At 70.4% G+C, this 25,509-nt stretch carries 26 protein-coding genes; 15 read left to right on the top strand and 11 right to left on the bottom strand.

The annotated features are described in order from the left end of the window. Window positions 1-172: 172 nt before the first annotated feature. On the top strand, window positions 173-727 hold the full coding sequence (locus OG226_RS22600) for a hypothetical protein (protein ID WP_328680372.1): 555 nt from the start codon (window positions 173-175) through the stop codon (window positions 725-727). On the opposite strand, the gene OG226_RS22595 is transcribed toward OG226_RS22600, so the two are convergent. The 4 genes from OG226_RS22595 to OG226_RS22580 form a co-directional block, all read right to left on the bottom strand. Beyond that, the gene (locus OG226_RS22595) at window positions 696-1,388 is read right to left on the bottom strand and encodes a response regulator transcription factor (protein ID WP_329349852.1); all 693 of its coding nucleotides are present in this window, start codon (window positions 1,386-1,388) and stop codon (window positions 696-698) included. The two genes, OG226_RS22600 and OG226_RS22595, sit on opposite strands and share 32 nt — an antisense overlap. Continuing rightward, window positions 1,385-2,542, bottom strand: coding sequence for a sensor histidine kinase (locus OG226_RS22590; protein WP_328680370.1), 1,158 nt, complete (start codon window positions 2,540-2,542; stop codon window positions 1,385-1,387). The genes OG226_RS22595 and OG226_RS22590 overlap by 4 nt, the downstream gene beginning before the upstream one ends. Window positions 2,543-2,666: 124 nt before the next feature. Continuing rightward, the gene (locus OG226_RS22585) at window positions 2,667-4,040 is read right to left on the bottom strand and encodes an MFS transporter (RefSeq protein ID WP_329349851.1); all 1,374 of its coding nucleotides are present in this window, start codon (window positions 4,038-4,040) and stop codon (window positions 2,667-2,669) included. 212 nt (window positions 4,041-4,252) lie between these two features. Then, window positions 4,253-5,074 (bottom strand): helix-turn-helix domain-containing protein, encoded by an 822-nt coding sequence (locus OG226_RS22580; RefSeq protein ID WP_329349850.1) that lies wholly within the window; start codon window positions 5,072-5,074, stop codon window positions 4,253-4,255. A 127-nt stretch (window positions 5,075-5,201) separates the two neighbouring features. On the opposite strand from OG226_RS22580, the gene OG226_RS22575 reads away from it, so the two are divergent. The 4 genes from OG226_RS22575 to OG226_RS22560 all read left to right on the top strand — a co-directional run bounded on the left by OG226_RS22575 (window position 5,202) and on the right by OG226_RS22560 (window position 9,310). Next, window positions 5,202-6,305 carry an LLM class flavin-dependent oxidoreductase gene (locus tag OG226_RS22575; RefSeq protein WP_328680367.1) on the top strand — a complete coding sequence of 368 codons (1,104 nt, stop codon included), beginning with the start codon at window positions 5,202-5,204 and terminating at the stop codon, window positions 6,303-6,305. Next, on the top strand, window positions 6,302-6,898 hold the full coding sequence (locus tag OG226_RS22570) for an FMN reductase (RefSeq protein WP_329349849.1): 597 nt from the start codon (window positions 6,302-6,304) through the stop codon (window positions 6,896-6,898). The genes OG226_RS22575 and OG226_RS22570 overlap by 4 nt, the downstream gene beginning before the upstream one ends. A 192-nt stretch (window positions 6,899-7,090) precedes the next feature. Continuing rightward, window positions 7,091-7,861: a response regulator transcription factor gene (locus tag OG226_RS22565; protein ID WP_328680365.1), complete on the top strand. Its 771-nt coding sequence runs from the start codon at window positions 7,091-7,093 to the stop codon at window positions 7,859-7,861. Continuing rightward, a complete protein-coding gene (locus OG226_RS22560; protein ID WP_328680364.1) occupies window positions 7,862-9,310 on the top strand; it encodes a sensor histidine kinase in 1,449 nt (482 codons plus the stop codon). It begins immediately after the preceding gene. Between the two features lie 118 nt (window positions 9,311-9,428). Here the strand turns inward: OG226_RS22560 and OG226_RS22555 are convergent, their stop codons facing one another. Then, complete coding sequence (locus OG226_RS22555; protein ID WP_329349848.1) at window positions 9,429-10,805, bottom strand: histidine-type phosphatase; 1,377 nt, start codon at window positions 10,803-10,805, stop codon at window positions 9,429-9,431. A gap of 178 nt (window positions 10,806-10,983) precedes the next feature. Between OG226_RS22555 and OG226_RS22550 the strand changes: the two genes are divergently transcribed. Next, a complete protein-coding gene (locus OG226_RS22550) occupies window positions 10,984-11,418 on the top strand; it encodes a hypothetical protein (protein WP_329349847.1) in 435 nt (144 codons plus the stop codon). 9 nt (window positions 11,419-11,427) lie between these two features. Here the strand turns inward: OG226_RS22550 and OG226_RS22545 are convergent, their stop codons facing one another. After that, on the bottom strand, window positions 11,428-11,580 hold the full coding sequence (locus OG226_RS22545; protein ID WP_328680361.1) for a hypothetical protein: 153 nt from the start codon (window positions 11,578-11,580) through the stop codon (window positions 11,428-11,430). Window positions 11,581-11,983: 403 nt separating this feature from the next. Between OG226_RS22545 and OG226_RS22540 the strand changes: the two genes are divergently transcribed. Beyond that, complete coding sequence (locus OG226_RS22540; RefSeq protein WP_329349846.1) at window positions 11,984-12,718, top strand: GPP34 family phosphoprotein; 735 nt, start codon at window positions 11,984-11,986, stop codon at window positions 12,716-12,718. Window positions 12,719-12,735: 17 nt separating this feature from the next. Here the strand turns inward: OG226_RS22540 and OG226_RS22535 are convergent, their stop codons facing one another. The 3 genes from OG226_RS22535 to OG226_RS22525 form a co-directional block, all read right to left on the bottom strand. Beyond that, a complete protein-coding gene (locus OG226_RS22535) occupies window positions 12,736-13,557 on the bottom strand; it encodes an SAM-dependent methyltransferase (protein ID WP_328680359.1) in 822 nt (273 codons plus the stop codon). 132 nt (window positions 13,558-13,689) lie between these two features. Then, window positions 13,690-13,866, bottom strand: coding sequence for a hypothetical protein (locus OG226_RS22530; protein WP_329349845.1), 177 nt, complete (start codon window positions 13,864-13,866; stop codon window positions 13,690-13,692). A gap of 812 nt (window positions 13,867-14,678) precedes the next feature. Further along, a complete protein-coding gene (locus OG226_RS22525) occupies window positions 14,679-14,894 on the bottom strand; it encodes a hypothetical protein (protein WP_329349844.1) in 216 nt (71 codons plus the stop codon). A gap of 14 nt (window positions 14,895-14,908) precedes the next feature. On the opposite strand from OG226_RS22525, the gene OG226_RS22520 reads away from it, so the two are divergent. Beyond that, window positions 14,909-15,169 (top strand): hypothetical protein, encoded by a 261-nt coding sequence (locus OG226_RS22520; protein ID WP_329349843.1) that lies wholly within the window; start codon window positions 14,909-14,911, stop codon window positions 15,167-15,169. A gap of 130 nt (window positions 15,170-15,299) precedes the next feature. Here the strand turns inward: OG226_RS22520 and OG226_RS22515 are convergent, their stop codons facing one another. Next, complete coding sequence (locus tag OG226_RS22515) at window positions 15,300-16,358, bottom strand: LacI family DNA-binding transcriptional regulator (RefSeq protein ID WP_329349842.1); 1,059 nt, start codon at window positions 16,356-16,358, stop codon at window positions 15,300-15,302. A gap of 148 nt (window positions 16,359-16,506) precedes the next feature. Here OG226_RS22515 and OG226_RS22510 point away from each other — a divergent pair, with 148 nt between their 5' ends. The 4 genes from OG226_RS22510 (at window position 16,507) to OG226_RS22495 (ending at window position 20,863) form a co-directional block, all read left to right on the top strand. Beyond that, window positions 16,507-17,625 carry a substrate-binding domain-containing protein gene (locus OG226_RS22510; protein WP_329349841.1) on the top strand — a complete coding sequence of 373 codons (1,119 nt, stop codon included), beginning with the start codon at window positions 16,507-16,509 and terminating at the stop codon, window positions 17,623-17,625. A gap of 216 nt (window positions 17,626-17,841) precedes the next feature. Further along, window positions 17,842-18,876, top strand: coding sequence for an ABC transporter permease (locus OG226_RS22505; protein WP_328680355.1), 1,035 nt, complete (start codon window positions 17,842-17,844; stop codon window positions 18,874-18,876). Beyond that, the gene (locus OG226_RS22500; protein ID WP_329349840.1) at window positions 18,873-19,673 is read left to right on the top strand and encodes an ATP-binding cassette domain-containing protein; all 801 of its coding nucleotides are present in this window, start codon (window positions 18,873-18,875) and stop codon (window positions 19,671-19,673) included. The genes OG226_RS22505 and OG226_RS22500 overlap by 4 nt, the downstream gene beginning before the upstream one ends. Before the next feature lie 122 nt (window positions 19,674-19,795). Further along, entirely contained in the window at window positions 19,796-20,863 is a 1,068-nt protein-coding gene (locus tag OG226_RS22495) for an aldose 1-epimerase (protein WP_329349839.1), read from the top strand. A gap of 82 nt (window positions 20,864-20,945) precedes the next feature. Here OG226_RS22495 and OG226_RS22490 read toward each other — a convergent pair whose 3' ends face one another. Then, on the bottom strand, window positions 20,946-21,383 hold the full coding sequence (locus OG226_RS22490; RefSeq protein WP_019061278.1) for a hypothetical protein: 438 nt from the start codon (window positions 21,381-21,383) through the stop codon (window positions 20,946-20,948). Window positions 21,384-21,929: 546 nt separating this feature from the next. Here OG226_RS22490 and hemL point away from each other — a divergent pair. From hemL to OG226_RS22475, 3 genes are all read left to right on the top strand, one after another. Further along, window positions 21,930-23,294: a glutamate-1-semialdehyde 2,1-aminomutase gene (gene hemL / locus OG226_RS22485; RefSeq protein ID WP_329349838.1), complete on the top strand. Its 1,365-nt coding sequence runs from the start codon at window positions 21,930-21,932 to the stop codon at window positions 23,292-23,294. Next, on the top strand, window positions 23,291-23,977 hold the full coding sequence (locus tag OG226_RS22480; protein WP_327402124.1) for a histidine phosphatase family protein: 687 nt from the start codon (window positions 23,291-23,293) through the stop codon (window positions 23,975-23,977). The genes hemL and OG226_RS22480 overlap by 4 nt, the downstream gene beginning before the upstream one ends. A gap of 147 nt (window positions 23,978-24,124) precedes the next feature. Further along, window positions 24,125-25,423, top strand: a complete 1,299-nt coding sequence (locus tag OG226_RS22475) for a hypothetical protein (protein WP_329349837.1) — start codon at window positions 24,125-24,127, stop codon at window positions 25,421-25,423. The last annotated feature ends 86 nt before the right edge of the window (window positions 25,424-25,509 follow it).

Raw genomic sequence — 25,509 nt, 5'->3', positions numbered from 1 at the left:
GGATCCGATCCCGCCGGACCGGCCCCGAGGTCCCCCTAGGGGGAGCCTCCACCTCGCGTCTCCACCCGGAAATCCACCCCTGGGTCCGGGAGCTTTCCCGGCTTCGGCGGGAGAGTCGGACTCAGGAAAACGCGAGGCGGGGACACCGCCGGGGACCGAGGAGTGGGACGTCATGACGGACATGGAGCAGGCGCTGACGATCAGCGGGGGCATCTTCGCGGTGATGATGCTGACGCAGTACGGGCGCCGGAAGTACGACCTGCACAAGGTGCTGCTGCCGATCGGCACGGTGTCGGCGGTCGGGTACTTCTATCTGCGGGGGATGCCCACCCAGCACGTCGACGTGGTCGTCTATCTGGTGGGCGCGGCGATCGGGCTGGCCTGCGGTGCCGTCGCCACGTTCACGACCGGCGTGGAGCGCGACCCGGCCTCGGGCCGTGTGCACACCCGGTGCGGCGCGGGGTTCGTGGCGATCTGGACGGCGGTGGTCGGGCTGCGCGTCGCGTTCATCTACCTCGCCGAACACAACACCTGGTTCCGCGACCACCTCGGCACGTTCATGGCCGATCACCAGATAGTCCAGGACGCCATCGCCCCGTTCTTCGTCATCATGGCGCTGGCCATGGTCCTCACCCGGGTGTTCCTGCTGCTGGCCCGCGTGCGGCTGCTGCCGGCCGGGGGCCAGGGGGCGCCGCTCACCCAGGGGTCTTCACCAGTCCGTGGATGAACGCGTACTTCACGGCATGCGCCCGGTCCCGCAGATGCGCCTTGGAGAAGAGGTTGTTGATATGAGTCTTCACCGTGGCCTCGCTCACCACCAGCCGCTCGGCGATGCCCCGGTTGGTGAGCCCCTCGCCGATCAGCGTGAGCACCTCGACCTCCCGGGGGGTGAGGTCCGGGGCGAGTCCTGCTCCCGGCCGTTCGACGGGGGCGCCGCCCCGCGCGGCGGCCGCCACGAGCCGGTCCCGTACGGCGGGGTCGAGCACGGACTGCCCGGCCGCCGCGGCCCGCACCGCGCGGGTGATGTCCTGCCGGCCGGACTCCTTGGTGAGGTAGCCGCGGGCACCGGCACCGAGCGCGGCGAGGATGTACTCCTCGTCGGCGAAGGTGGTCAGCACGACGACGGCGATCCGCGGGAAGCGCTCGGCGAGCAGCCGGGTGGCCTCGACCCCGTCCATCCGCGGCATGTTGAGATCCATCAGGATCACGTCCGGGGAATGCTCCTCGGCGGCCCGCACGGCCTCCCCGCCGTCCCGCGCCGTCGCCACGACCTCCACGCCGGGCTGCAGATCCAGTACGGTCGCCAGCGCCTCTCGGACGGCGGTCTGGTCGTCGGCGACGACCACCCGCACCAGGGGCTGCTGCTCGCCCCGCTGCTCGTCGCTCATCCCGGGATCACCACGCGCACTCGCCAACCTCCTGCGTCGTCGCCGTCCACGATCGGCCCGGCCGTGACCGTGCCGCCCACCAGATCGAGGCGCTCGCGCATCCCGACCAGCCCCATCCCGCTCCCCGCACCGGCCAACGGCCGCGAACCCGGCGGCGGCGCGGAGTTCACCACCTCGAAGACCGTCTCGTCCGGGAGGTGCTCCAGGCGCATGCGGACCGGGGCGCCGGGCGCGTACTTGTGCGCGTTGGTCAGCGCCTCCTGGGCGCAGCGCACGATCACCTGGGCGAGGCGGACGGGCAGTTCACGCGGGGGCCCGTCGACGGTCAGCGTACCGGCGTCGGACACGGAGCCGAGCATGGACCGCAGGGTCTCCACCAGCGGCAGCGCGTCCTCGCGCAGGTCCCCGACCGTGCGCTGCACCTCGGTCAGCCCCGACCGCACCAGGCTCTGCGCCCGCTGGGCCGCCTGCCGGGCCCGTTCGACGTCACCGGACTCCAACAGGGCGTCGGTGACCTCCAGTTGCATGTTCACGCCGGCCAGCGAGTGGGCCAGCACGTCGTGCACGTCCCGGGCGATCCGGGCCCGCTCGGCGAGCGCCTCGGCCCGCGCCTCCGCCCGCGAGGCCAGCTCCGCCTGCTCGGCGGCGGCCCGCGCGGAGCGCAGAGCGGCCGTGTGGGCACGGTTGGAGAGCCCGACCAGCACGCTGACACCGGTGAAGGCGCCCACGAGCCACGAGGTGCCGTGGCTGCCCCACGGCAGGAGCAGCACCCCCGCGCACAGGGCGCTGGTGCACGCGGCGAAGGGCAGCGAGCGGCGGCTGTCGAAGCGGTATCCGGCATGCCCGGTGACGAAGTACGCGAACAGGGCCGAGGCCCCGGAGCGGTCCAGTCCCATCAGCGCGGCAGCCCCGGCCGCCCAGACGCACAGCACCGCGAACTGCGGCCCCGGCGCCAGCCGCCCCTCCGGGATCAGCCGCGTGCACGTCATCAGCGAGACCAGGACGAGCAGACACAGCACCGCGAGCCCGGTCCCGGAGAACCCGATCGGCCGCACCGCGATCGCGCCGACGGCGATGGCGGCGACGGTGCCGAAGACCTGGATGGGGTTGTTGTCCGCCGTGAACCACCGAACGACGCCCTGAGTTCGGTTCACCGGGGGCTCTCTTCCCGCTGTTGCTGTTGCTGTCTCTGTGACTGTCGCTGTTCCGGGGACGGTGACTGCCGTCGTCGTCCGACCGCTGCGAAAGCTACCAGCGTGCGGGTGTGGCCGTCGGCGCTCAGTGACCATGGTCGGCCGGCGCCGCGCGCGGCAGCAGCCGTACGAGACACAGACACAGGACGACGGCCGCGCCGACCACACCCAGGCTCACGAGGAGCGCGTGGGTCGTGCCACCGTCGCCAACTGCCGCGAAATACACGGTGGTTACGGCCGCCGCGCCGATCGCGTTGGCCAGTTGCTGCACCGCGTTGAGCGAGCCGCCGGCGCTGCCCGCCTCGGACGGTTCGATGTCGCCGATGGTGACGTCGTAGATCGTGCCGAAGCAGGTGCCCATGCCGAGGCCGATGAGGAGGAGGGGCGGGACGAGAGCCCAACCACCGGTTCCCGTGCCGGAGTTGGCGACCAGCGCGGTGAGGTAGCCGCAGCCGGTCAGGATGATCAGCAGGCCGGTGGCGGCGAGGCGGCGGCCGTGGCGGTGGATGAGCCGGTAGCAGGCGATCGAGGCGACGACGATGCCGGCCGAGAGCGGGACGAGACCGAGGGCGGTGCCCGCGGGAGAGCGGCCGAGGCCCTGCTGGAAGTAGAGGGAGATGACGTAGAGGAGTCCGGCGACGGCGGCGAAGGCGACGACGCCGAGGAGGAGGCCCGCGGTGAAGCCGCGGTTGCGGAGGAGGGAGGGGCGGATGAGCGGTTCGGGCGCGGTCCGCTGGCGGTGGCAGAACCCGGCGAACAGGGCGACGCCGAGGAGCGGGAGGGCGAGCGCGGGTCCGGTCCAGCCTCCCCCGGAGGGGGTGCCCCCATCGGAGCCGTAGATGATGCCGCCGAGGAGGCAGAGCATGGCGCCCGCGATCAGGGCGGAGCCGGGGCCGTCGACGCGGGCGGTGCCGTCGCCGGTGTCGTGGGGGAGGAGGCGCAGGGCGGCGAGGAGGGCGGCGCCGCCGAGGAGGAGGTTGATGAGGAACATGGGGCGCCAGCCGAGGCCGCCGAGATCGGCGTCGACGAGGAACCCGGCGAGGATCGGCCCGCCGACCGCCGACAGCCCCATCACTGGTCCGAACAGGCTGAACGCCTTGACGAGTTGGTCGCGCGGCCAGCTCGCCCCGAGGATGCCGAAGCCCTGCGGGATGAGCAGCGCCCCGAAGGCGCCCTGCACGAGCCGGGCGACGACCAGGAGGACGGGGCCGGGCGCGAGACCGCAGGCCAGGGAGGCGACGACGAACCCGGCGAGCCCGACGAGGAACACCCGCCGCCGCCCGTACCGGTCACCGAGCCGTCCGCCGGGGACGAGGAGGACGCCGAGCGCGAGCGCGTAGGAGGCGCCGAGCCACTGGACGAGGGCGGGGCCGCCGCCGAGGTCTCCGGCGATGGTCGGGGCGGCGATGTTGGTGATCGTCGAGTCGAGGAGGTCGAGGACGTCGGCGGCGAGGATCACGGCGAGGATCGCCCAGCGGGTGCGGGCGGGGAGGGGAGGTTTTTCTGGATGTTCGGGACGTTCGGAGCCATCGGGTTTCCCGGGTTTCCCGGGTTCTCCGTGGCCTTCGGGTTCTTCGGCGTCATTGCTTGCGTCGTGCATTGTCTGTGTCACGCAGATAAATGTGCGGGAGGAGCCCTTCGCCGGTCAACCGAATTGACGCGATGCGTTGGTCAGCGCACGCCCTGAGCGCCTTGCACGCCCTGTGCGTACGTCGTCGGTGTCACCCCGACCGTCGCCGTGAAGTCCCGGACCAGGTGGGCCTGGTCGGCGTAGCCGAGGTCGGCGGCGAGCCCCGCCCAGTCCACGGGTTCCTCGGCGCCGGCCCGCTCCAGGGCCTCGTGGATGCGGTAGCGCAGGATGACCCACTTGGGGCCGACGCCGACGTACCCGGCGAAGAGGCGTTGCAGCAGCCGTACGGACAGGCCTTCGGCGTGGGCGAAGTCGGTGACGCGGCGGATCGTGCGATCGGTGCGGATGCGGTCGACCAGGGTGGCCGCGAGTTCGGCCTGTGGGTCGGGTTGGGGGTCGAGGGTGAGCAGGAAGGTGTCGAGGGCGGCGATGCGGGCGGCCTCGTCGGGCAGGTCGAGGACGCTGGCGGGGTCGATGTCCGGGAACACGTCGGGTTGCCGGACCCGCTGCCCGGTCCACTCCGAGACGGGCCGGTCCGGCGTGACGGTACGGAAGGCGCCCGGCCGGAACTTGATGCCGCAGACGCGTCCCCGCCCCTCCAGCTTCTGGGCGAAGAGGCCGTTCGGGATGCCCGCGACCTCGACGAAGGCGTCCTCGCCGGCGAGGTGCTGGAAGACGATGTGCACGGCCGGGTGCGGGACGACGTGGGAGACGTAGGGCTCGGTCAGGTCCCAGTCGATCAGCCAGTAGTGCTCGATGTGCGGGCGGAGGGCCTCGGCGGGTTCGGGGCGGCGGAAGTGCACGCGGGCGAGGAGTTCGGCGGGGTCGACGATTCCTCGGGTGTCACGGTCCGGGGCGGCCATGAGGGGATCGTAGGACGTGCCACTGACAACGGCCGGAGGGCGGCGGCGCTGCCGGTCGGAATATGTGCGGTGGGGTGGCCGTTGGAGGGTATAGTTGAATAATCAACAACCTGGAGGGTGAACGACCATGCAGTTCGGGATCTTCAGCGTCGGCGACGTCACACCGGACCCGACCACCGGACGGACGCCGACCGAGCGTGAGCGCATCAAGGCCATGGTCGCCATCGCGCTGAAGGCCGAGGAGGTCGGGCTCGACGTCTTCGCGACCGGTGAGCACCACAACCCGCCGTTCGTGCCCTCGTCGCCCACCACGATGCTCGGCTTCATCGCGGCGCGGACGGAGAAGCTGATCCTCTCCACCTCCACCACCCTCATCACCACCAACGACCCGGTGAAGATCGCGGAGGACTTCGCGATGCTCCAGCACCTGGCCGACGGTCGGGTCGACCTGATGATGGGCCGTGGCAACACCGGCCCGGTCTACCCGTGGTTCGGGCAGGACATCCGGCAGGGCATCAACCTCGCCATCGAGAACTACGCCCTGCTGCGCCGCCTGTGGCGCGAGGACGTCGTCAACTGGGAGGGCAAGTTCCGCTCCCCGCTCCAGGGCTTCACGTCGACGCCGCGTCCGCTGGACGACGTACCGCCGTTCGTCTGGCACGGCTCGATCCGCTCGCCCGAGATCGCCGAGCAGGCCGCCTTCTACGGCGACGGCTTCTTCCACAACAACATCTTCTGGCCGGCCGACCACACCAAGCGGATGGTCGAGCTGTACCGGGAGCGGTACGCGCACTACGGGCACGGCACGCCGGAGCAGGCGATCGTCGGACTCGGCGGCCAGATCTTCATGCGGCGCAACTCCCAGGACGCGGTGCGCGAATTCCGCCCGTACTTCGACAACGCGCCGGTCTACGGCCACGGGCCCTCCCTGGAGGACTTCACCGACCAGACCCCGCTGACCGTCGGCTCCCCGCAGGAGGTCATCGAGAAGACCCTCGCGTTCCGGGACTACGCCGGTGACTACCAGCGCCAGCTGTTCCTGCTGGACCACGCCGGCCTGCCGCTCAAGACGGTCCTGGAGCAGCTCGACCTGCTCGGCGAGGAGGTCGTACCGGTCCTGCGCAAGGAGTTCGCGGGGAACCGTCCGGCCGACGTGCCGGAGGCGCCGACGCACGAGTCTCTCAAGGCCGCCAAGGCAGCCGAGTCCGTCCAGGAGGTGACCGTCGCATGAAGCTCGTAGTCGTCTCGGCGGGGTTGAGTGTCCCGTCGTCCACGAGATTGCTGGCCGACCGGCTGGCGACCGCCACGGCGGGCGTTGCGCCGACGGAGATCGAGGTCGTGGAACTGCGCGACCTCGCGGTCGAGATCGCCCACAACCTCACCAACGGCTTCCCCGGCAAGAAGCTGGCGGCCGCCCTGGACGCGGTCGCGGAGGCGGATGGTCTGATCGCCGTCACGCCGGTGTTCTCGGCGTCGTACAGCGGACTCTTCAAGTCCTTCTTCGATGTGCTGGAGAAGGACGCGCTGGTCGGAAAGCCGGTGCTCATCGCGGCGACGGGCGGCAGCGCCCGCCACTCCCTGGTACTGGAACACGCCCTCCGTCCGCTCTTCGCCTACCTGCGCGCCGTTGTCGTCCCGACCGGTGTCTACGCCGCGTCCGAGGACTGGGGCGCGGAGGGATTGCCGGAGCGGATCGAACGGGCGGCGCGGGAGCTGGGGGCGCTGATGAGGGGCTTGTCGACAGCCCGCCCAGCGAGCAGGCCGACGGTCGTCCCGTTCACGGACCAACTGGCGGCGCTGAACATCAGCCCGTCCGGCGTTTGAGGGCGAGGCCCCTTCAGGGCCGAAGCGGGGTCTGGGGGCGCAGCCCCCAGGGGCACCGGCCGCACCCGACCGTGAGAAGACGGTAGGAGCAAGGCCCGGGTTGCGCCCACCTCGGTGAGAGCCAGGTAAAAAGGGTGATCGTAGACCTGCCCCCACCGGTCAACCGCCGGAGGCCTTGGCACACTGGGTGACGTGCCCCAGACTGTGCTGCTCGCCGAAGACGACCGTGCCATCCGTCATGCCCTGGAGCGGGCCCTGACCCTGGAGGGCTACCAGGTGACCGCGGTCGCCGACGGTGTCGAGGCGCTCGCGCAGGCGCACCGCACTCCACCGGACGTCCTGCTCCTCGACGTGATGATGCCCGGCATCGACGGCCTCCAGGTCTGCCGGGTGCTGCGCGCCGAGGGCGACCGCACCCCGATCCTCATGCTGACGGCACTCGTGGAGACCGCCGACCGCATCGCGGGCCTGGACGCGGGCGCCGACGACTACGTGGTGAAGCCCTTCGACGTGGAGGAGGTCTTCGCGAGGCTGCGCGCCCTGCTCCGCCGCACCAGCCCGGTCCCGGCGAACGGCGTCCCCGGCCCGTCCATCACCTCCGGCGCCGCCACGGACGTACTACGGGATGGCCCGCAGACGACGTACACGACCACGCCCGCCGACAAGCAGATCACCGCGGCCGGTCTCCGTATGGACCTCCAGGCGCGCCGCGTCTGGCGCGACGAGCGTGAACTGGAGCTGACCCGGACCGAGTTCGAGCTCCTCGAACTGCTCGTGCGCAACGCGGGCATCGTCCTGGACCACTCCACGATCTACGACCGCATCTGGGGCTACGACTTCGGCCCCGGCTCCAAGAACCTCGCCGTCTACGTCGGCTACCTGCGCCGCAAGCTCGACGAGCCCGGCGCGCCGCAGCTGATCCACACGGTGCGCGGCGTGGGTTACGTGCTGCGGGAGGACTGAGTGGGCGCACGCCTGCGGCGGCTGGTGGTGAGCCGGCGGCCCAGGCTGGCCTCGCTCCGCACCACGTTCGTGCTGTCCTTCGCGGCGGTGACGGCTGCCGTCACTCTGCTCGTCGGCGTGCTGTCGTACGGCGCGGCGGCCCGGCTGGTCCGGGTCGACCAGGAGTCCGTGTTCGACCAGGTCGTCCAGGATCTGCAGGACGAGGTGCGGACGCACCGGATGACCACCGAGGACTTCTCCTCGTCCGCGCCCGGCCACGACATCGTGCGGCCGGCCCGTACGGATGTGCAGGTGCTCGGGCGGGACGGCGGGGTCCTCGACAGCGGCAGCCCCGCGCTGCCCGTCACCGGCGACGACCGGGCGATCGCGGGCGAGCGGGTGGCCGGGAAGACGGTGGAGCACAAGGACGTCGCCGTCGCCGAGGACGTGTACCGCATCGCGACGGTCTCGCTCGGCTCCGGGCGGGGCGCGGTGCAGGTCGCGCAGGAGTTCAGCGACACGGAGGATCTGCTGCGGGCGTTGCAGCAGCGGACGTTCGTGCTGATGGCGGCGGTGGTCGTGCTCGCGGGGCTGTGCGGCTGGTGGCTGGCGCGGCGCATCACCCGCCGTCTCATCATCCTCACTGCCGCCGCCGAGGACGTGGCCCGCACCCGTCGGCTCGGCGTCCAGGTCCCGGTCACCGGCTACGACGAGGTGGGCCGCCTGGGCCGGGCCTTCGACCGGATGCTCGGCCGCCTCGCGCAGTCGGAGGAGGACCAGCGCCGCCTGATCCAGGACGCGGGCCACGAACTCCGCACCCCGCTGACCTCGCTCCGTACCAACATCTCCCTGCTGCGACGGATTGACGAGTTGCCGCCCGCCACCCGCGAGGAACTGGTCGCCGATCTCTCGCAGGAGGCCCGCGAACTCACGGACCTGGTCAACGAGTTGGTGGACCTGGCGGCGGGCCAGTCCGACACCGAACCGCCCCAGCAGGTGGACCTCGCGGACATCGCGGAGGACGTGGCGGGCGTCGCCCGTCGCCGTACCGGCCGTGACATCACCGTCCGCGCGAGCGGCGACACGACGACCGACGGCCGCCCCGGCATGCTCCAGCGCGCGATCTCCAACCTCGTGGAGAACGCGGCCAAGTTCGACCGCGCGGGCCAGACCCCGATCGAGATCTCGATCTCGGGCCCGGCCCGCCCCGGAACGGTCCGCGTCGAGGTCCTCGACCGGGGCCCCGGAGTCTCCGAGACCGACCTCTTCCGCATCTTCGACCGCTTCTACCGCGCGGCCGACGCCCGTTCGCTCCCCGGCTCAGGGCTCGGCCTCTCGATCGTCCGCGAGGTGGCCCTGGCTCACGGGGGAGCACCGTTCGCGCTACGGCGGGAGGGCGGCGGGTCGGTGATCGGGTTCACGGTGGGCGGTGTGACCGGCCCGGGAACCGGGCCACGCGGCCGGGTCTGACGGGTTCGGGGCGGGAGGGTGTTCTGGAGAAATGTGACACTCGGGTGGGTGAGTGTCACATTTCTACGCAGGGGGTGGTGGGGGCGGGAGGGGCATCCCCCGTGCCGCGTACGGCCGGTCAGCCGGTCGACCCCGTGCGCCCGAAGCAACGCTCCAACTCGTTCAGGTCGTAGAACTTGCTGCCCTTCGAGACGGGGCGGCAGCCGGCCTTGAAGGCGGTCTCCTTCTCGTTGTAGAGCATGCGGACGAGGTAGGTGTTGCCCTTGCGGAACACGTCCCACTGGATGTTGGAGCCGAGGGGCGCGACGGCCGCGCCCCGCCACGGGTTGCTGCCGTAGGTGTACGGCCTGGCCGTGGTGACGCCCTTCGTGCTGCCGGGCAGGCCCATCAGCGCGGCCAGCGGGATGATCTCCTCGGCGTGGGTGAAGCGGAGTTCGGCGCCCAGGTCGCTCGTGCCGTCGCGCTTGGCCTCGGCCTTCTTGAAGAAGTCGTCGAGCAGGACGTCCGCCATCTTGTAGGTGATGTCGCTGTCCGCGAAGCCCGGTCCCTTCTCGTAGAAGTCCTCGGCGTCGGAGATGTACCCGAACCAGTCGGCGTCGCGTGCCGAGATGTACCGGTCCATGCCCCAGCCCTTGCCGCCCGGGCTCTCCTCGCTCATCGCGGGGGCGATGGCGTGCAGGTTGTAGACGGCGGTGGCGGCCTCGACGTCGGTCCCGATCGACGCGAACTCGCCCGCCGTGATGCGGTCCACGAACGCAGGCTTGAAGAGCTTCTTCAGTACGTCGCGGGCCGCGCGGTGGGTGGCGGGCTGGTCGGTGACGGCCTTGAGAGTGGCCGCGAGGCGCTTGTCGTTGGCGATGTAGTCGCGGTACGCGGCCCCGCCGTCGGCCTTGTGGAAGTAGAGGAGGTCCTTGTCGGTACGGGTGGCGCCGATGAGGGAGGCCAGGTCGGGGTCGGTCTGCGCGAGGGCGGCGCCGTAGAGGTTGGCGCTGTCGACGGCACGCCCCTGCCCCGAACTGACCACATCTATGGGCTCCTTGTTCTTCGCGATCGACGCGAAGAGGGTCGGCAGCCGCTTCGCCATCCGTACGGCGGTGTCGTGGAGCTCCTCCTTGCCGCGCGCGCTGAGGTCGCCGTACCCGACGGCACTCATGGCGGCTTCGAGGGCCTGCGCCTTCGGCCCGAACTCCCGCCCCTTCGCAGTGAGTTGGCCCTCGACCTGGGCCTTGTCCAGGAGCGCGAGGATCAGGTCCCCGTCCGAACTGTCGGTCGCGGAACGGGACCCGTGCCGCGACACGTTCTCGGTGAACACGGGGGTGAAGCCGGCCGGGACCTTCTGGTACGAGCGGGAGTTCTGCTCCGGCGCGTACACGGCCTTCGTGCCGTAACTGTCGGTGTGGGCACCGCCGTTGTTGCCGGGGGCGGCCTGGGCGGCGAAGGGAGTGGCCAGCAGCGCGGTCATGCCGAGGACCAGGGCGGGAGTGACACGTCTCATGTGGCGCATGTTTCGCGGGGGACGTGAACGCCGGGTGCACTGGGGGTGACTACGGGGGCCTGGCTTTCGCGGCGCTTTGTCGGCGCTTGTCGGCTGTGCGCCGCGAGTGGATCAGTAGGGTCGGGTCGAGGCGGGGGGGGGTATGTGTGGCTGCCGGGTCGGATAGGGGGAGGCAGGCATGCTGTTCGGGACGCGGGCCGGATTCGGGTTGGAGTTCCACCTCGAAGGGGACGCCTATCTGCTGTGCGTCGATGTCTTCGTCGGCGGGCTGCACGTGACCACGTGGGACAACGCCTTCTACCCGCCCCTGCTGGTCAAGGAGCTCACCGACGAGTTGCGGCGCTTCCGCACACCGGGCGCGCGACCGGCGGGTTTCGCCTGCGACTTCCTGGAGTGGGGGGAGTACACCAACGACGTGTGGGCGTACGCCTTCCCCGACGGCGACTGGATCCACCTCGCCTGCCGGCCGCACGGCGACGGGGATACGGCCGCGGGTACCGAGTCGGTGGCGACGGTGACCCGGGCGGGGTTCGTCGAGACGCTGGAGCGGAGCCTCGCCGTGGCCGAACGGGAGTGGGAGGTGCGGCGGGCGCGTCTCAGTAGGGGCGGGTGACGCGGGGATTCACGGCCGCACCGTGCCGTCGGCCGGGGCGAACAGGTGCGCCATCGCCTGCCAGAGGGGCATCACGCGAGGGGTGGTGTGCGGGGTGTGCCGGGCGGGGGACGGCTGGGCGGTGCGGGCGTCCTTGGTGAGGGAGACGGCGGTGTGAGGCATGGCGGTCGGTGTCCTTCCGGCGAGTCGTTGACCTTGACCTTGCGAGATCAACGATGCCGTCGCCGGGCTTCCGCCACGAGGGGGTGAGCTGCCCAGTTGGGGGTGCAGCTGGCCCCACCATCACGCCGGTGGGCGTGGAGGGCGATGGGGGGCCGGTGACGCGTTCCAAAAGGCCCCCGTGGCGGTGCAGTTGGGCCCTGGAGTCCAGGAATGCGGCACCGTGCCCAGTGTCGGTCTGCACGGTGTCCAACTGGGGGACGGGCCCGCCGACGGAGTTGACGCCGGAACGCTGGGACACCGGCAGCCGGGGTCTGTACCTGGTGAACGCGCTCACCGGCGGCAGGATCTGTCCGGTACCGCGAGCTGACCCCGGACGGCCGCCGCAGCATGCAGAATGCACCGCATGTTCGGACCCGCCTCGCTCCAACGCCTGTCCCTGCCCGAGGAGTTCACCCTGCTGTCGTACGGGGAGAACGGCAGGGTGCCCAACTCGGCCCAGACGGCGGCAGGTTGCGCGGCGGCGGAACTCGGCGAACTGGCCCTGCGGAGGAGGCTGTTGGTCAGACCGAGCAAGACGAGAAAAATGGGCCTGGAGATCTACCGGCTGCGGGGCGAGATCGAGCTGAGGTCCAGCACGCCCGACCTGTCCAACACGCCTGGTACGGGGCTGACTTGGGCAGACGACCTGCTGTCCGCGTTACGCGCCCGTACCGCCACCCTCGCCCCCCGCCCCCTGACGGTGACCCGTTGGCTCAGAGAACGCGGCCGGCAGGCACTCGCACTGCACACGGCCGCCCTCACCGAACGAGGGGTGCTGCGCCACACTCCCGGCGCCCTCCTCACCAGAACCCGCCATCACCCGGACCCGGTCCTCCGTACCGCCCTGCTCAACGGCGTTCGTGCCGTCCGCGCCGAACAGGTGCCGCTCGACGAACACATGCTGTTCCTCTGCGACTTGCTGGACGGCGCCGGCCTCACGAAGGACTTCGGCCTCACCCTGACCCGACCCCAGCGCCTCGAACGAGCCCGAGGCATCGGCGCGGCGGGCGCCCTCCCGGAAACCCTGCGCGACACGAGTACCGTGCTGGGCTTCTCCTTGCCGGGTCGGGAGGGCAGGACGATCACGATAGGTGACTGACTGCGGGGCGCCGGTGGTCAGTTGTCCTTGCGGGCCACCCCGCCGTAGATGCCGATCGGCGCGGCGCCGGGGGCCGGGATCTCCTCGGGCCGCCAGTGGGTGACGCGGACCAGGCCCGGGTCAACGAGGGTGAAGTCGCCGAAGAAGTCCAGGACTTGGGCGTGGGCGCGGAGGTTGAGGGTGGCGGTGGCCCGGTTGTAGACGGACGCCGCGTCGTGCCGGCCGTCCTCGTGGACATCGCCCGTGGCGTGCGACAGGACGAGGTAGGAACCGGCGGGCAGCGCGTCGCGCAGGGTGGCGACGATGCCGTAGGGGTCGTCACCCTCGTCGGACAGGAAGTGCACGACGGCGACGAGCAGGACCGCGACCGGCTGGTCGAAGTCGATGGCCTTGCGGACCTCGGGGTGGTCGAGGATCGAGCGGGGGTCGCGCAGGTCGGCCAGGATGACGGAGGTGTCGGTGTCCTCCATGAGGGCCATCGAGTGCGTGCTGACGATCGGGTCGTTGTCGACGTAGACGATCCGCGTGTCCGGGGCGATGGCGTGCGCGATCTGGTGCACGTTCGGCTCGGTGGGCAGGCCGGTGCCGATGTCGAGGATCTGCCGTACCCCGCCCTCCTCGACGACGTGCCGGACGGCCCGGTGCATGAAGCGCCGGTTGGCCCGCACGCCCTCCCGCACCTCCGGCGCCGCCTTGATGAACTGCTCGGCGGCCTCCCGGTCGACCTCGTAGTTGTCCTTGCCGCCGAGGAAGTAGTCGTACATCCGGGCCGGGTGGGGCTTGCTGGTGTCGATGATCAGTGGCTGCGTGCCACTGCCGTCCCCGCTGGGAGAGGTCATGAGGCCAGGCTCCGTCTTGAAGAGTCGCTGTCAGATCATCATCCTGACACGCCTGCCGTCGGGGTCAGGGCCACACCGGGCAATACGGTTCCCCAAGTTCCGAAGTGTTTCCGCCGCCCGTCGGGAGTGGTCTCACGTCCCCGTTGCCGGGCCGCGTGCGAGGAGGCTCTCCGGAGTTTGGGGGTTGAACCGGCCGAGGAAACGCGGCAGGGGCAGTTCACGTGTGGGTGCCTTGGCGGTGCGGGCGCCGAGCCGGCGCTCACCGGCCGCCGCGGGGTCGGTCATGGCGCGCAGATGGAGGTCCGCCACGTCCCGGACGGCGGGCAGATGGCCATCTCACCGTCGAGCACGCCCCGGACGATCCGCAGCGACCGCAGATCGTCCGGCCCGAGGGCGGGACCCCTTCGACCTCTGGTACGACGCGATGTCGGCGTCGACGTTCGTCCAGTCCTCCTGCGTGAACGGCGTCGACCGTGATCATGCTCCTGAGCTGCCTGTGGCACACGCCCGACAACCCCGAGGGTGTGGCCCAGGCCGACCGCCTGATGGAACTCGCGATCGACTGCTTCCGGCCGTAGGGCGCCGGACGGTCACTCCGGGGGCGTGATCCTCGGTGGACGACCATGCCCCGTACGAACTCCGCGGAACGGGAAGGGTGGCGAGCCGAGTTGGACGCCTATGAGGACAGGGCCCGTCGGGGGCCGTGCTTCGTGTGCGCCTTCGTGTCGGGGCACCCCGGATACGGGCATCACACGGTCTTCGAGGACGCGGACCACATCGCGTTCCTCGACCGGTGGCCCATGCCCGTCGTCCGCGAGATCGCCCTCGCGGTGGAGGACTGCGTGGGAGCCGAGCGGACGTACCTGTACTCGCTGGGGAGCCGGCAGGGCAACGCGCATCTGCACTGGCACATCGCCGGTCTGCCGCCGGGTGTGCCCTACGAGCGGCAGCAGTTCCACGCGCTGATGGCGGAGAACGGGGTATCCGTGCACGCATCGCGGCTCGGGGCGGGCTCCGGCCGCCCGGGTGTCCGGATGCCGGGTGATGTCGCGACAGTTGCCCTGGCCGGAGTTCAGGCACGCTGGCCGGACCGGCGCCGAATCCGCCGCCGGCTCGGGCCCTCAGGCCTCCGTCAGTCGCTGCCGGTCGAGCTGAGCGCTGACGGACACGTGGAGTTCCCTCATGGTGCGGCGGAACGCGGCTGCCAGATCGACTTCGTAGCGGTGCGCGAGAATCACCACCGACCACAGGCAGTCGACGAGTTCATGCCCCAACGCCGCCCGGCCGCCCCGGTCTTCGACGCCCGTCTTCCCCGAACTCTTCGCCGGCCACGGCACCGAGGTGGGCCCCGTTGCAGCCCCCCTACCCCGCGTCCTGCCGCCCCCGGGCCTGGGCGGCGGCGTCCTCGGTCCTGGTACTCCAGTCCGCCCTCGGCCTGACCGCGGACGTCCCGGCCGGCACGATCGCAGCGCCCCCCACCCTCGCCCGCGTCTACGGCCCACTGACCGTGAACGGCCTCCAGGTCGACGGGGACCGACTGGCCATCACGGTCCCGGCAGACGGAACAGCACAGGTGACGGCGCCGGAGGGCCTGACGGTGACCACGGCCTGACGAAGGTTCTTGTTGCCGGGGTGGGGTCACTTCTAACCAATCGCAGGCCGGACAGTAGTTAGTCTGGACGGCGCAGCCTTTCATGAGGGCTTCACCGGTCGCCGGCCGGCGGCGGGGCAGCCGTAGCGGGTCAGTCCTGGTGGGGTTCTCCCGCCGGGATCTCGCCGGAGCCCCGCTCGATCAGTCGGGTCGGAATGGTGACGGTGCGGGTGGGTGACTGGTCGCCGTCCAGTCTGCGGAAGAGCATCTCGGCGGCTGTCCTGCCCAGTTGCTCGACGTCCTGGGCGATGACGGAGATCCCCGGGCTGAGGATGTCGGCCAGGGGGAAGTCGTCGAAGCCCACGTGGGCGACGGTGTCCTGCAGGCCGAGGGCGCGCAGGGCTCGTACGGCTCCTATGGTGACGAGGTTCTGGCTGGTGAACAGCGCGGTGGGCGGGTTCGGCAGCGCCAGGAGCCGCCGGGTCGCGGCGATCGCGGACTCCTCGCTGGCCCCGGTGTGCCGGACGATCTCGTCGTCGTACGCGATGTGCCCGATTTCCAGGGCGTGCCGGTAGCCGTCGAAACGCTGGCCGGCGGTGGAGATGGTCGCGCGGTCGCCGAGGTAGGCGATGCGGCGGTGGCCCGCCTTCAGCAGGTGGTCGACGGCGATGAGGGCGCCCTGCCGGTTGTCGGAGACGACGGTGTCCGCGTCGAGCAGGCTGGGCTCGCGGTCGACGAAGACCATACGGGTGCCCGACCGCTGCTCGCTGATCAGATAGCTGTGGTCGCGCCCGGCCGGCACGATCACCAGGCCGTCGACCCGCCGGTCGATGAGAGCGCGGGCCAACTCCCGTTCCCGGGCCGGGTCCTCGTCCAGGCTTCCGACGAGTACGAGCACTCCGCGCCCCCGTGCCACGTTCTCGACGGTGCGGGTCAGGGCCGCCGAGAAGGGGTTCGCGGAGTCCTCGACGAGCATCCCGATCGTGGCCGTACGGCCGTCCCCGCGCCGCAGGCTGCTGGCGGTCAGGTTCGGCCGGTAGCCCAGTTTGTCGGCCGCGTCACGCACCCGGGCGGCGATGACCGGATCGACGGTGGGCACCTCGTTGACCACGCGGGAGACCGTCTTGATGGCGACGCCTGCCAGTGCCGCCACCTCGCGCATGGTGGGGCGGCTGCGCGGGGACCGCGACGGCGGCTCGCCCAGGGTCATCGTTGTCTCCAACCGATTCTGCGTTACCGACTCGTTGCCGACGCATGTTTACCAGTGCCTTGACGCGCTCGTCCATACGGGACCACTATCCCGTCGAGTCAACGTTGTCTCAGCGTCGACCAAGCGACGGCTCGAAAGGGATCACGTCATGAACCTCTCCTCCAGCCAGGCGTCGGGCCTCCGCAGTCGGCGCACCCGGGCGGCAGCCGTCGGCGTCACCTTCTGCCTCGGCGCCACCCTCGCGGCCTGCGGTTCCTCCGACTCGGGCTCCTCGTCGTCCGGCAGCGGGAAGGTGGGTGTGTCACTGATCCTGAAGACGCTGAGCAACCCGTACTTCGTGAGCATGGAGAAGGACGCCAAGACGCAGGCCACCAAGGACAAGGTGAGCCTCACGGTGGCGGCGGGAACCTCGGACGGCGACACCCAGACCCAGATCACCGCCATCGACAACGCCGTCTCGCGCGGCGACAAGGGCATCCTGATCACCACCAACGGCGACGCGGTGAACACCGCGCTGAAGCGTGCCAAGCAGGCCGGCCTCTTCGTGATCGCCCTGGACACCGCGCCCAACCCGGCGAACGTCGCGGACATCACCTACGCGACCGACAACGAGCAGGCGGGCAAGCTCGACGGCCAGTACGCGGCGGCGGCCCTGAACGGCAAGCCCGCGGTCATCGCCATGCTCGACCTGTTCAACAACCAGGTCGTCTCGGTGGACATCGACCGTGACCACGGCTTCCTGGAGGGCATGGGCATCGACCCGGGCAGCAAGACGGAGAACGGCAAGGAGGCCAAGTCCGGGAAGTACACCGGCGGTACGGGCGGCACGTACAAGATCGCCTGCCACCAGCCGACCCAGGGCGCCATCGACGGCGGACGCACCGCGATGGAGAACTGCCTGTCGGCCAACCCGGACATCAACGTGGTCTACGCGATCAACGAGCCGGCGGGCGAGGGCGCGTACAACGCGCTGAAGGCGGCGAACAAGGAGAAGAGCGTCGCGATCTACGCGATCGACGGCAGCTGCTCGGGCCTGAAGAACGTCACCAGCGGCAAGTTCGCCGCCGACGCCGTGCAGTACCCCGGCAAGATGGCGGCCCTCGGCGTCAGCTCCATCGCGAAGCTGGCCCGCGGCGGCAGCAAGCCCAGCGTCACCAACGGCAAGTCGTTCTACGACACCGGCACCGCGCTGGCCGCCGCCAAGCCCCTCGGGGGTCTGACGGTCCAGTCCCCGTCGCAGGCCGCTTCCGCCTGCTGGGGCAGCTGACCCGGCCGGCCGGGTGCGCCGCCGGTGCCGACAGCCGTCCTGGCACCGGCGGCGCACCCGCACCGCACGAGCCGACGAGCCCGTACGGCATGGCTCGTACCGCACGGCTCGTACCGCATGGCTCGTATCGCATGAGCCGGTACCTCTCATGGCCCGTACCTCATCAGTTCGTTCCTACGAAGGCCCGCACGAGGGACAGAAGCGGAAGGACCCCCTGTGACCACCCACGTGGACAGTGAAGCGACACCGGCGCCGGCGGAGGACTTCCTCAACCGGCCCGCCACGCCGGCCCAGCGCATCCAGTCGGTGCTGCACCGTCAGCCGGCCCTCAGCCCGGCGATCGTCCTGGTGCTCGCCGCCATCGTGTTCTCCCTGGTCAACGACCGCTTCTACGCCTTGCAGAACCTGTCGCTCGTCGCCCAACAGGTGGCCGTCATCGGCTCGTTGGCCGTCGGCCAGACCGTCATCATCCTCACGGCCGGCATCGACCTGTCCATCGGCGCGGTCATGGTGCTGGCCTCGCTGCTGATGTCGAAGCTCGTCGCGGACAACCACCTGCCGGGCGTCCTGGCCCTGCTCGCGGGAGCCGCCGTCGCGATCGCCGCGCAGGCCGTCAACGGGCTGCTGGTGACGAAGATCAAGCTGCCACCGTTCATCGTCACGCTCGGCACCCTCAGCATCTTCACCGCGATCACACTCATCTACGCCAAGGGCCAGACCGTTTCCCTGCAACCCGGCAACATCCTCATGTGGAGCGCGGACACGGTCTCCATCGGGCAACTGAACCTGACCACCGGCGTCCTGCTCATGATCGCCCTGTACGCGGTGATCGGCTACGCGCTGCGCTACACCGCCTGGGGCCGCCACCTGTACGCCGTGGGCGACGACATCGAGGCCGCCCGCCTGGCCGGCATCTCCGTCAACCGGGTGCTGCTGAGCGCGTACGTGGTCGGCGGGTTCGCCATCGCGGTGGGCGCCTGGATCCTGGTCGGCCGGGTCGGCGGCGGCGACCCGAACAGCGGCCTCAACGCCAACCTGCAGTCCATCACCGCCGTCGTCATCGGCGGCACCAGTCTGTTCGGCGGACGCGGTGTGGTGCTCGGCTCGCTGATCGGCGCGCTCATCGTCCAGGTCTTCGTCAACGGGCTGGCGCTGGCCGGGATCGACCCCAACTACCAAGTCCTGACGGTCGGCGTGCTGGTGATCGCGGCTGTCTCCGTCGACCAGTGGATAAGGAGTGTGAAGTCATGACGACTGTCCCTGCCCCTGTTCCTGTCTCTGCCCCCGTTCTTGAGGCCAAGGGCCTGGTCAAGGTCTTCGGCCGGGTCGTCGGTCTGAGCGACGTCGACCTCACCCTCTACCCCGGCGAGGTCCTCGCCGTCATCGGCGACAACGGCGCCGGCAAGTCCACCCTGATCAAGTGCCTCTCCGGGGCGCTCGTCCCCGATCGGGGCAGCATCCTGGTCGACGGCTCCGAGGTGAACTTCAAACGCCCGCAGGACGCCCGCGAGGCCGGCATCGAGACGGTGTACCAGACCCTCGCCGTGGCCCCGGCGCTGGACATCGCCAGCAACCTGTTCCTCGCCCGCGAGATCCGCCGCAAGGGTGTGCTCGGCTCGGTGTTCCGCATGCTCGACACCGGTGAGATGAAGCGTCAGGCGGCCGACCACATCAAGCGGTTGGGCATCAGCACCCTGCAGAACATCAACCAGGCCGTGGAGACACTCTCCGGCGGCCAGCGCCAGTCGGTGGCCGTCGCCCGCGCGGGTGCCTTCGGCGGCCGGGTCGTCATCCTCGACGAACCCACCGCCGCGCTGGGCGTCCGCGAGACCGGCCAGGTCCTCAAACTCGTCCGCGACCTGCGCGACCAGGGCCTCGGCGTCATCCTGATCAGCCACAACATGCCCAATGTCTTCGACGTCGCCGACCGCATCCACATCCAGCGCCTCGGCGGCTGCGCCGGGGTCATCACCCCGCGGTCGCACTCGATGGAGGACGCGGTGGCCATCATGACGGGGGCGAAGAAGCTCGTTCCGGAAGCGGGGTGACGGGTCGTGACGGGGGTGAAGAGGTTCGTACCGGAGGCCGGGTGACGGGTCGTGACGGTGGTGAAGAGGCTCGTTCCGGAGGCCCGGTGACAGGCGGGGGCGGGACGCCCGACGAGCATCGGATGCCCTACGAGCATCGGATGCCTTACGAGTACCGGATGCCCGACGAGTACCGGATCGCCGAAGGCCGCCTCGGCGACGAACCCACCGTGACCGTCTCCGCGCCCGACGGTGCCGCACGCGCCGTCCTCGCCCTGCGCGGAGCGACGCTGCTGAGCTGGCAGGTCGCACGCGAAGCACCCGGGCAGCTCACTGAACCGACTGAACTGGCTGAGCTGACGGACGGCTACCGCGACGAGGCGGAACTGCGGTCGCAGGACGGCGTACGGGCGGGCCTCCTCGCCCCGTTCTCCAACCGCGTAGCCGACGGCCGCTACCACTACGGCGGCCACGACCACGACCTGCTGCCCGGCCGTCTCGGTGACCGCACGATCTACCACGGCTTCGCACGCGAAGCGCCGTTCCGGCTCGTCGGGGCCACCACGACGCTCGACTCCGCACGGCTGCTGCTGCGCAGCACGAGCATCAGACCGGACAGGTACCCCGGTTACCCGTTCGCGCTGGACCTCGACGTGGAGTACACGATCGGCCGCCGCGAGCTGGGCATCGAGATCCGGGCGACGAACGTGGGGGAGACCACCGCCCCCTACGCGTCGGGCTGGCACCCGTACTTCACCCTGTCCCGCCCCGTCGACGAACTCGTCCTGCAGATCCCCGCCCACACCCTGATCCGCACCGACGCGTCCCTCGTCCCCCTGCGCGGAAAGGAGGCCCTGCTGCCCCTGAGCCGCTGCCCCGACCTGGACTTCCGTACGCCCAGGAGGCTCGGCGACGCGGTCATCGACGCCTGCTTCGCAGACCTGGCCCCCGGACCCGACGGCCGCAGCGAGACGGTACTGGGCGACCCCGCGACCGGAGCCGGACTACGGGTGTGGCAGCACGGCGGCTACATGCACGTCTTCACCGGCGACACCCTGGCCCGCGACCGGCGAGCCTCCATCGCCCTGGAACCCGTCGAGGCCCCCACCGACGCCTACAACCGCCCCGAACACGCCGACGCCCTGTCCCTGGAACCCGGCCGGCAGCGGGAGTTCCGCTTCGGGGTCACGTACCGGCCCTCGACACACTGATCGGTCGCCCGACGGTCCCTCCCGGGACATGAAGAAGGCGGGGTCCGAGAACCCCGCCCCACCCACACCACGAACTCTCACCTCACGGCCACACCAGGCAATAGGGCTGATGCCCCGCCTCATGCAGCCGATGGCTGAAGTCCTGCCACTCGTGCAGCAGTTGGTACACGTTGAACGCGTCCCGAGGACCACCCCGGTCCGGCACCGTCGACCAGATGAACGCCGCCGCGCCGACCGCCTCCTCGCCGATTCCGCGGAGCGGGTCGACGACCGTCATCGGGAGTTTGACGACCGCGTAGTCCGGGTGCAGGACCACCAGTTCCAGCGGGGGCACCTTGTTGAGCGGGACGCCCTCGATGCCGGTGAGGACCATCGCGGCCATCGTCTCCGGCTTGATCTTGGTGAACATGCCGTTCATCCCGAGCTCGTCGCCGCCGAGTTCCTCGGGGCGCATCGAGATCGGGACGCGGGCCGCGGTCGCGCCGTCGGGCGCGCCGAAGTATTTGTAGGTCACCCCCACCCGACCACCATTCCTGCTCCCCGCCCGCAACTGATCGATCCGACGTTCGATACGTCGCTCATCCCGATCCGACTCACCCGAACCCAAGCCGGATCCCGAACCCGCACCCGGACCCAGGCCCGATCCGGGCCCGCCCCGCCGTGCTTCGGCGGCTTCCTCCTCGTCGCGCCGGTGCTTCCCCCGCCGGGCACGCCGAGGACCCAGGTCGTCAGTCCCCTCGCCCAGTCCGCCACCGCGATGCATATCTCCACCCGACTGCTTTTCCAGGACGCGTGACCCTCGCCGCGCAACCCGATCATCGTGTCAGTGACCTCCCCCACGGCCGCCCGCCGAAACGTGCGCTGAAACACCTGTCCGCAGGATCTGCGCAAGCCCTGAACACCGTCGCCCGCATGAGCTGTGTGTGTCTGTGTGTATCAGGTCCCAGTCTCGCAGACGGGTGGGGGCCCCTGCCCGGTCTCCCGCCGCCTACCCTGATGAGATCACTGAGTCACCGGAGCCCCAGCTCATCCCGAGAAGCCCGAGAAGCCGGAGAAGTCGCAGGTCATGACCGAAACGCCAAGCGAAACGCCCAGCGGAGGGGCGAGCGGAGCGCCGCACGCCCTGCCCTATCCATACGATGCGCCCGTCTCGCAGGCTCTCTTCGACCGTGCGTCGGTCGTCACACCGGGCGGCGTGAACTCCCCGGTGCGCGCCTTCCGCGCCGTCGGCGGCACGCCCCGGTTCATGGTCTCCGGCAACGGCCCCTATCTGACGGACGCGGACGGGCGCGAGTACGTCGACCTCGTCTGCTCCTGGGGTCCGATGATCCTCGGGCACTCCCAGCCCGACGTGATCGCCGCCGTCCACGACGCCGTCTCCCGCGGCACCTCCTTCGGCACCCCCGGCGAGGGCGAGGTCGCGCTCGCCGAGGAGATCGTCGCCCGCGTCGAGCCCGTGCAGCAGGTGCGGCTCGTCAGCAGCGGCACCGAGGCGACCATGTCCGCCATCCGGCTCGCCCGCGGCTTCACCGGACGGCCCAAGGTCATCAAGTTCGCCGGGTGTTACCACGGTCACGTCGACGCGCTCCTGGCCGCCGCCGGTTCCGGGGTCGCCACCTTCGCGCTGCCCGACACCCCCGGCGTCACCGGGGCCCAGGCCGGCGACACGATCGTCCTGCCGTACAACGACCTCGAAGCCGTCAACGAGGCCTTCCACCGGCATCCCGGTGAGATCGCCTGCGTCATCACGGAGGCCTCGCCCGGGAACATGGGCGTCGTGCCGCCGACGGCCGGCTTCAACCAGGGGCTCAAGGACGCCTGCCGGAAGAACGGTGCCCTCTTCATCTCCGACGAGGTCATGACCGGCTTCCGCACCAGCAGGGCCGGCTGGTTCGGGATCGACGGGGTCACGCCCGACCTCATGACCTTCGGCAAGGTGATGGGCGGCGGCTTCCCCGCCGCCGCGTTCGGCGGGCGCGCCGACATCATGGCGCACCTCGCCCCCGCCGGGCCCGTCTACCAGGCCGGCACCCTCTCCGGAAACCCCGTCGCCACCGCCGCCGGCCTCGCCCAGCTGCGCCTTCTCGACGACGCGGCCTACGACACGATCGACGCCGTGTCCGCGCAGGTCCAGTCGCTCGTCACCGAGGCGCTCACCAGGGAAGGTGTCGCGCACCGGATCCAGAACGCCTCCAACATGTTCTCCGTGTTCTTCACCGACCGGAGGGTGCGCAACTACGAGGACGCCAAGGCGCAGGAGTCGTACCGCTTCGCCGCGTTCTTCCACTCGATGCTGGCGAGCGGGGTCTATCTGCCCCCCTCGTCCTTCGAGTCCTGGTTCGTTTCCACGGCCCACGACGAACGGGCCATCCAGCGGATCGCCGACGCCCTCCCGGCGGCGGCCAAAGCGGCGGCGGAGGCCACCCGATGACCAGCAGTGACACCGACATCACCGTCGTCCACGTGATGCGGCACGGCGAAGTCGCCAACCCCGAAGGGGTGTTGTACGGCCGTCTCCCCGGCTACCACCTCTCCGAGCTGGGGCGGCAGATGGCCGACCGGGTCGCCGAGCACCTCTCCTCCCGCGACGTCACGCACGTCGTCGCCTCCCCGCTGGAGCGCGCGCAGGAGACGGCCACGCCGATCGCCAAGGCGCACGGGCTCGACCTCGCGACCGACGGGCGGCTCATCGAGGCCGACAACGTCTTCCAGGGCAAGACCTTCGGCGTCGGCGACGGGGCACTGAAGAAGCCGGACAACTGGAAGTACCTCGTCAACCCGTTCAAGCCGTCCTGGGGCGAGCCCTACGTCGACCAGGTCGTCCGCATGATGGCCGCGCTGGACGCCGCCAAGGACGCCGCGCGCGGTCACGAGGCGGTGCTGGTGAGCCATCAGCTGCCGATCTGGATCGTGCGGTCGTACGTCGAGCGGCGTCGGCTGTGGCACGACCCGCGCAAGCGGCAGTGCACGCTCGCGTCCCTGACTACCTTCACCTACCGCGGCGACAAGATCGTGTCCGTCGGCTACACCGAGCCGGCCCGCGATCTCGTCCCGGCCCACCTCCTCGCCGGCGCGAAGCCCGTCAAGGGCAAGGACAAAGCGTTCGGCGCCTGACAATCGCGGTCCGTTCACTCCTCGGAGCCGGTCGTCGGGACAGCTCTGTGACATTTGTTTCGCAACCCACACCGTTCAAGGCGAACTTTCTTGCCCGTCGCGTCCTCTCACAGGTAGACCACAGAGGACGCGACGGATGGGGAAGCAATGCGGAGTCTCACTCGACGGGGAGCGCTCGGAGTCGGTGCGGGCGCCGCGGCGGCCGCAGGACTCGCGGGGTGCGGGACGCTCGGCTCCCACGGGTCGAACTCCTCCGGCTCCTCCAGCGGTTCCGGGAAGGGCTCCTCCGGTGGCCCCACCAAGTCCATGGAACCCCGGGCCAAGCCCATCGGTGACGGCTCCACGTCCTTCACCGGCGCGCAGCCCAAGCAGCCCGCGAAGCCCGTGCCGTTGGAGCCGGGGCAGACCCCGCCGCAGTTCGTGATCTTCTCCTGGGACGGCGCGGGCGAGGTGGGCAACGGCCTGTTCCCCCGCTTCCTCGACCTCGCCAAGCAGCACGGCGCGAGCATGACCTTCTTCCTCTCCGGCATCTATCTGCTGCCCGAGTCGAAGAAGCGCCTGTACAACCCGCCGAACAACCCGCGCGGCGCGTCCGACATCGGCTACCTCACCGACGAACACGTCAAGGCGACCCTGACCAACGTCCGCCGCGCGTGGCTTGAGGGCCACGAGATAGGCACCCACTTCAACGGCCACTTCTGCTCCGGCTACGGCACGGTCGGCAACTGGACGCCCCAGCAGTGGCGCAGCGAGATCGACCAGGCCAAGTCCTTCGTCAAGGAGTGGCGCACCAACACCGGTTGGCACGACCTGCCGTCCCTGCCCTTCGACTACGAGAAGGAACTCGTCGGCGGTCGCACGCCCTGCCTGCTCGGCCAGGACAACCTGCTGCCCACCGCCCGCTCCCTCGGCTGGCGCTACGACGCCTCCTCGCCCGGCGGCCGCCAGGTCTGGCCCGTGAAGCGCAACGGCGTGTGGGACTACCCGCTCCAGGCCGTCCCCTTCCCCGGGCACAGCTTCGAGGTCCTCTCGATGGACTACAACATGCTGGCCAACCAGTCGGTCAACTCCACCAACGCGCCCGCCTACAACTACCCGGGCTGGCGTACCCAGGCCGCGCAGGCCTACATATCCGGCTTCCAGCGCGCGTACGAGTCGAACCGTGCCCCCTTCTTCATCGGCAACCACTTCGAGCACTGGAACGGCGGCATCTACATGGACGCCGTCGAGAAGGCCTTCAAGCACATAGCCCAGCTGAAGGAGAAGGGTGAGGACGTACGGCTCGTCTCCTTCAAGCAGTTCACCGACTGGATCGACGTGCAGAAGCCCGAGGTGCTGGCCCAGCTGCGCACCCTCGATGTCGGCCAGGCCCCGTCCGGCGGCTGGAAGTCGTTCCTGGCCGCGAGCCCGAGCAGTTCCTCGTCGGCCACCGGAAGCGCTGCCTGAAGCAGTTCCTCGTCGGCCACCGGAAGCGCTGCCTGAAACGCTGTCTGAAACGTCGCCTGAAATGCGGTTTTCCGCCCGTGAGGGGG

Origin of the sequence: Streptomyces sp. NBC_01261, assembly GCF_036226385.1 — a bacterium.
Taxonomy (GTDB): domain Bacteria; phylum Actinomycetota; class Actinomycetes; order Streptomycetales; family Streptomycetaceae; genus Streptomyces.
The sequence above is the reverse complement of the archived record's forward strand: the minus strand, read 5'-3'. Positions and strand labels throughout refer to the sequence as shown.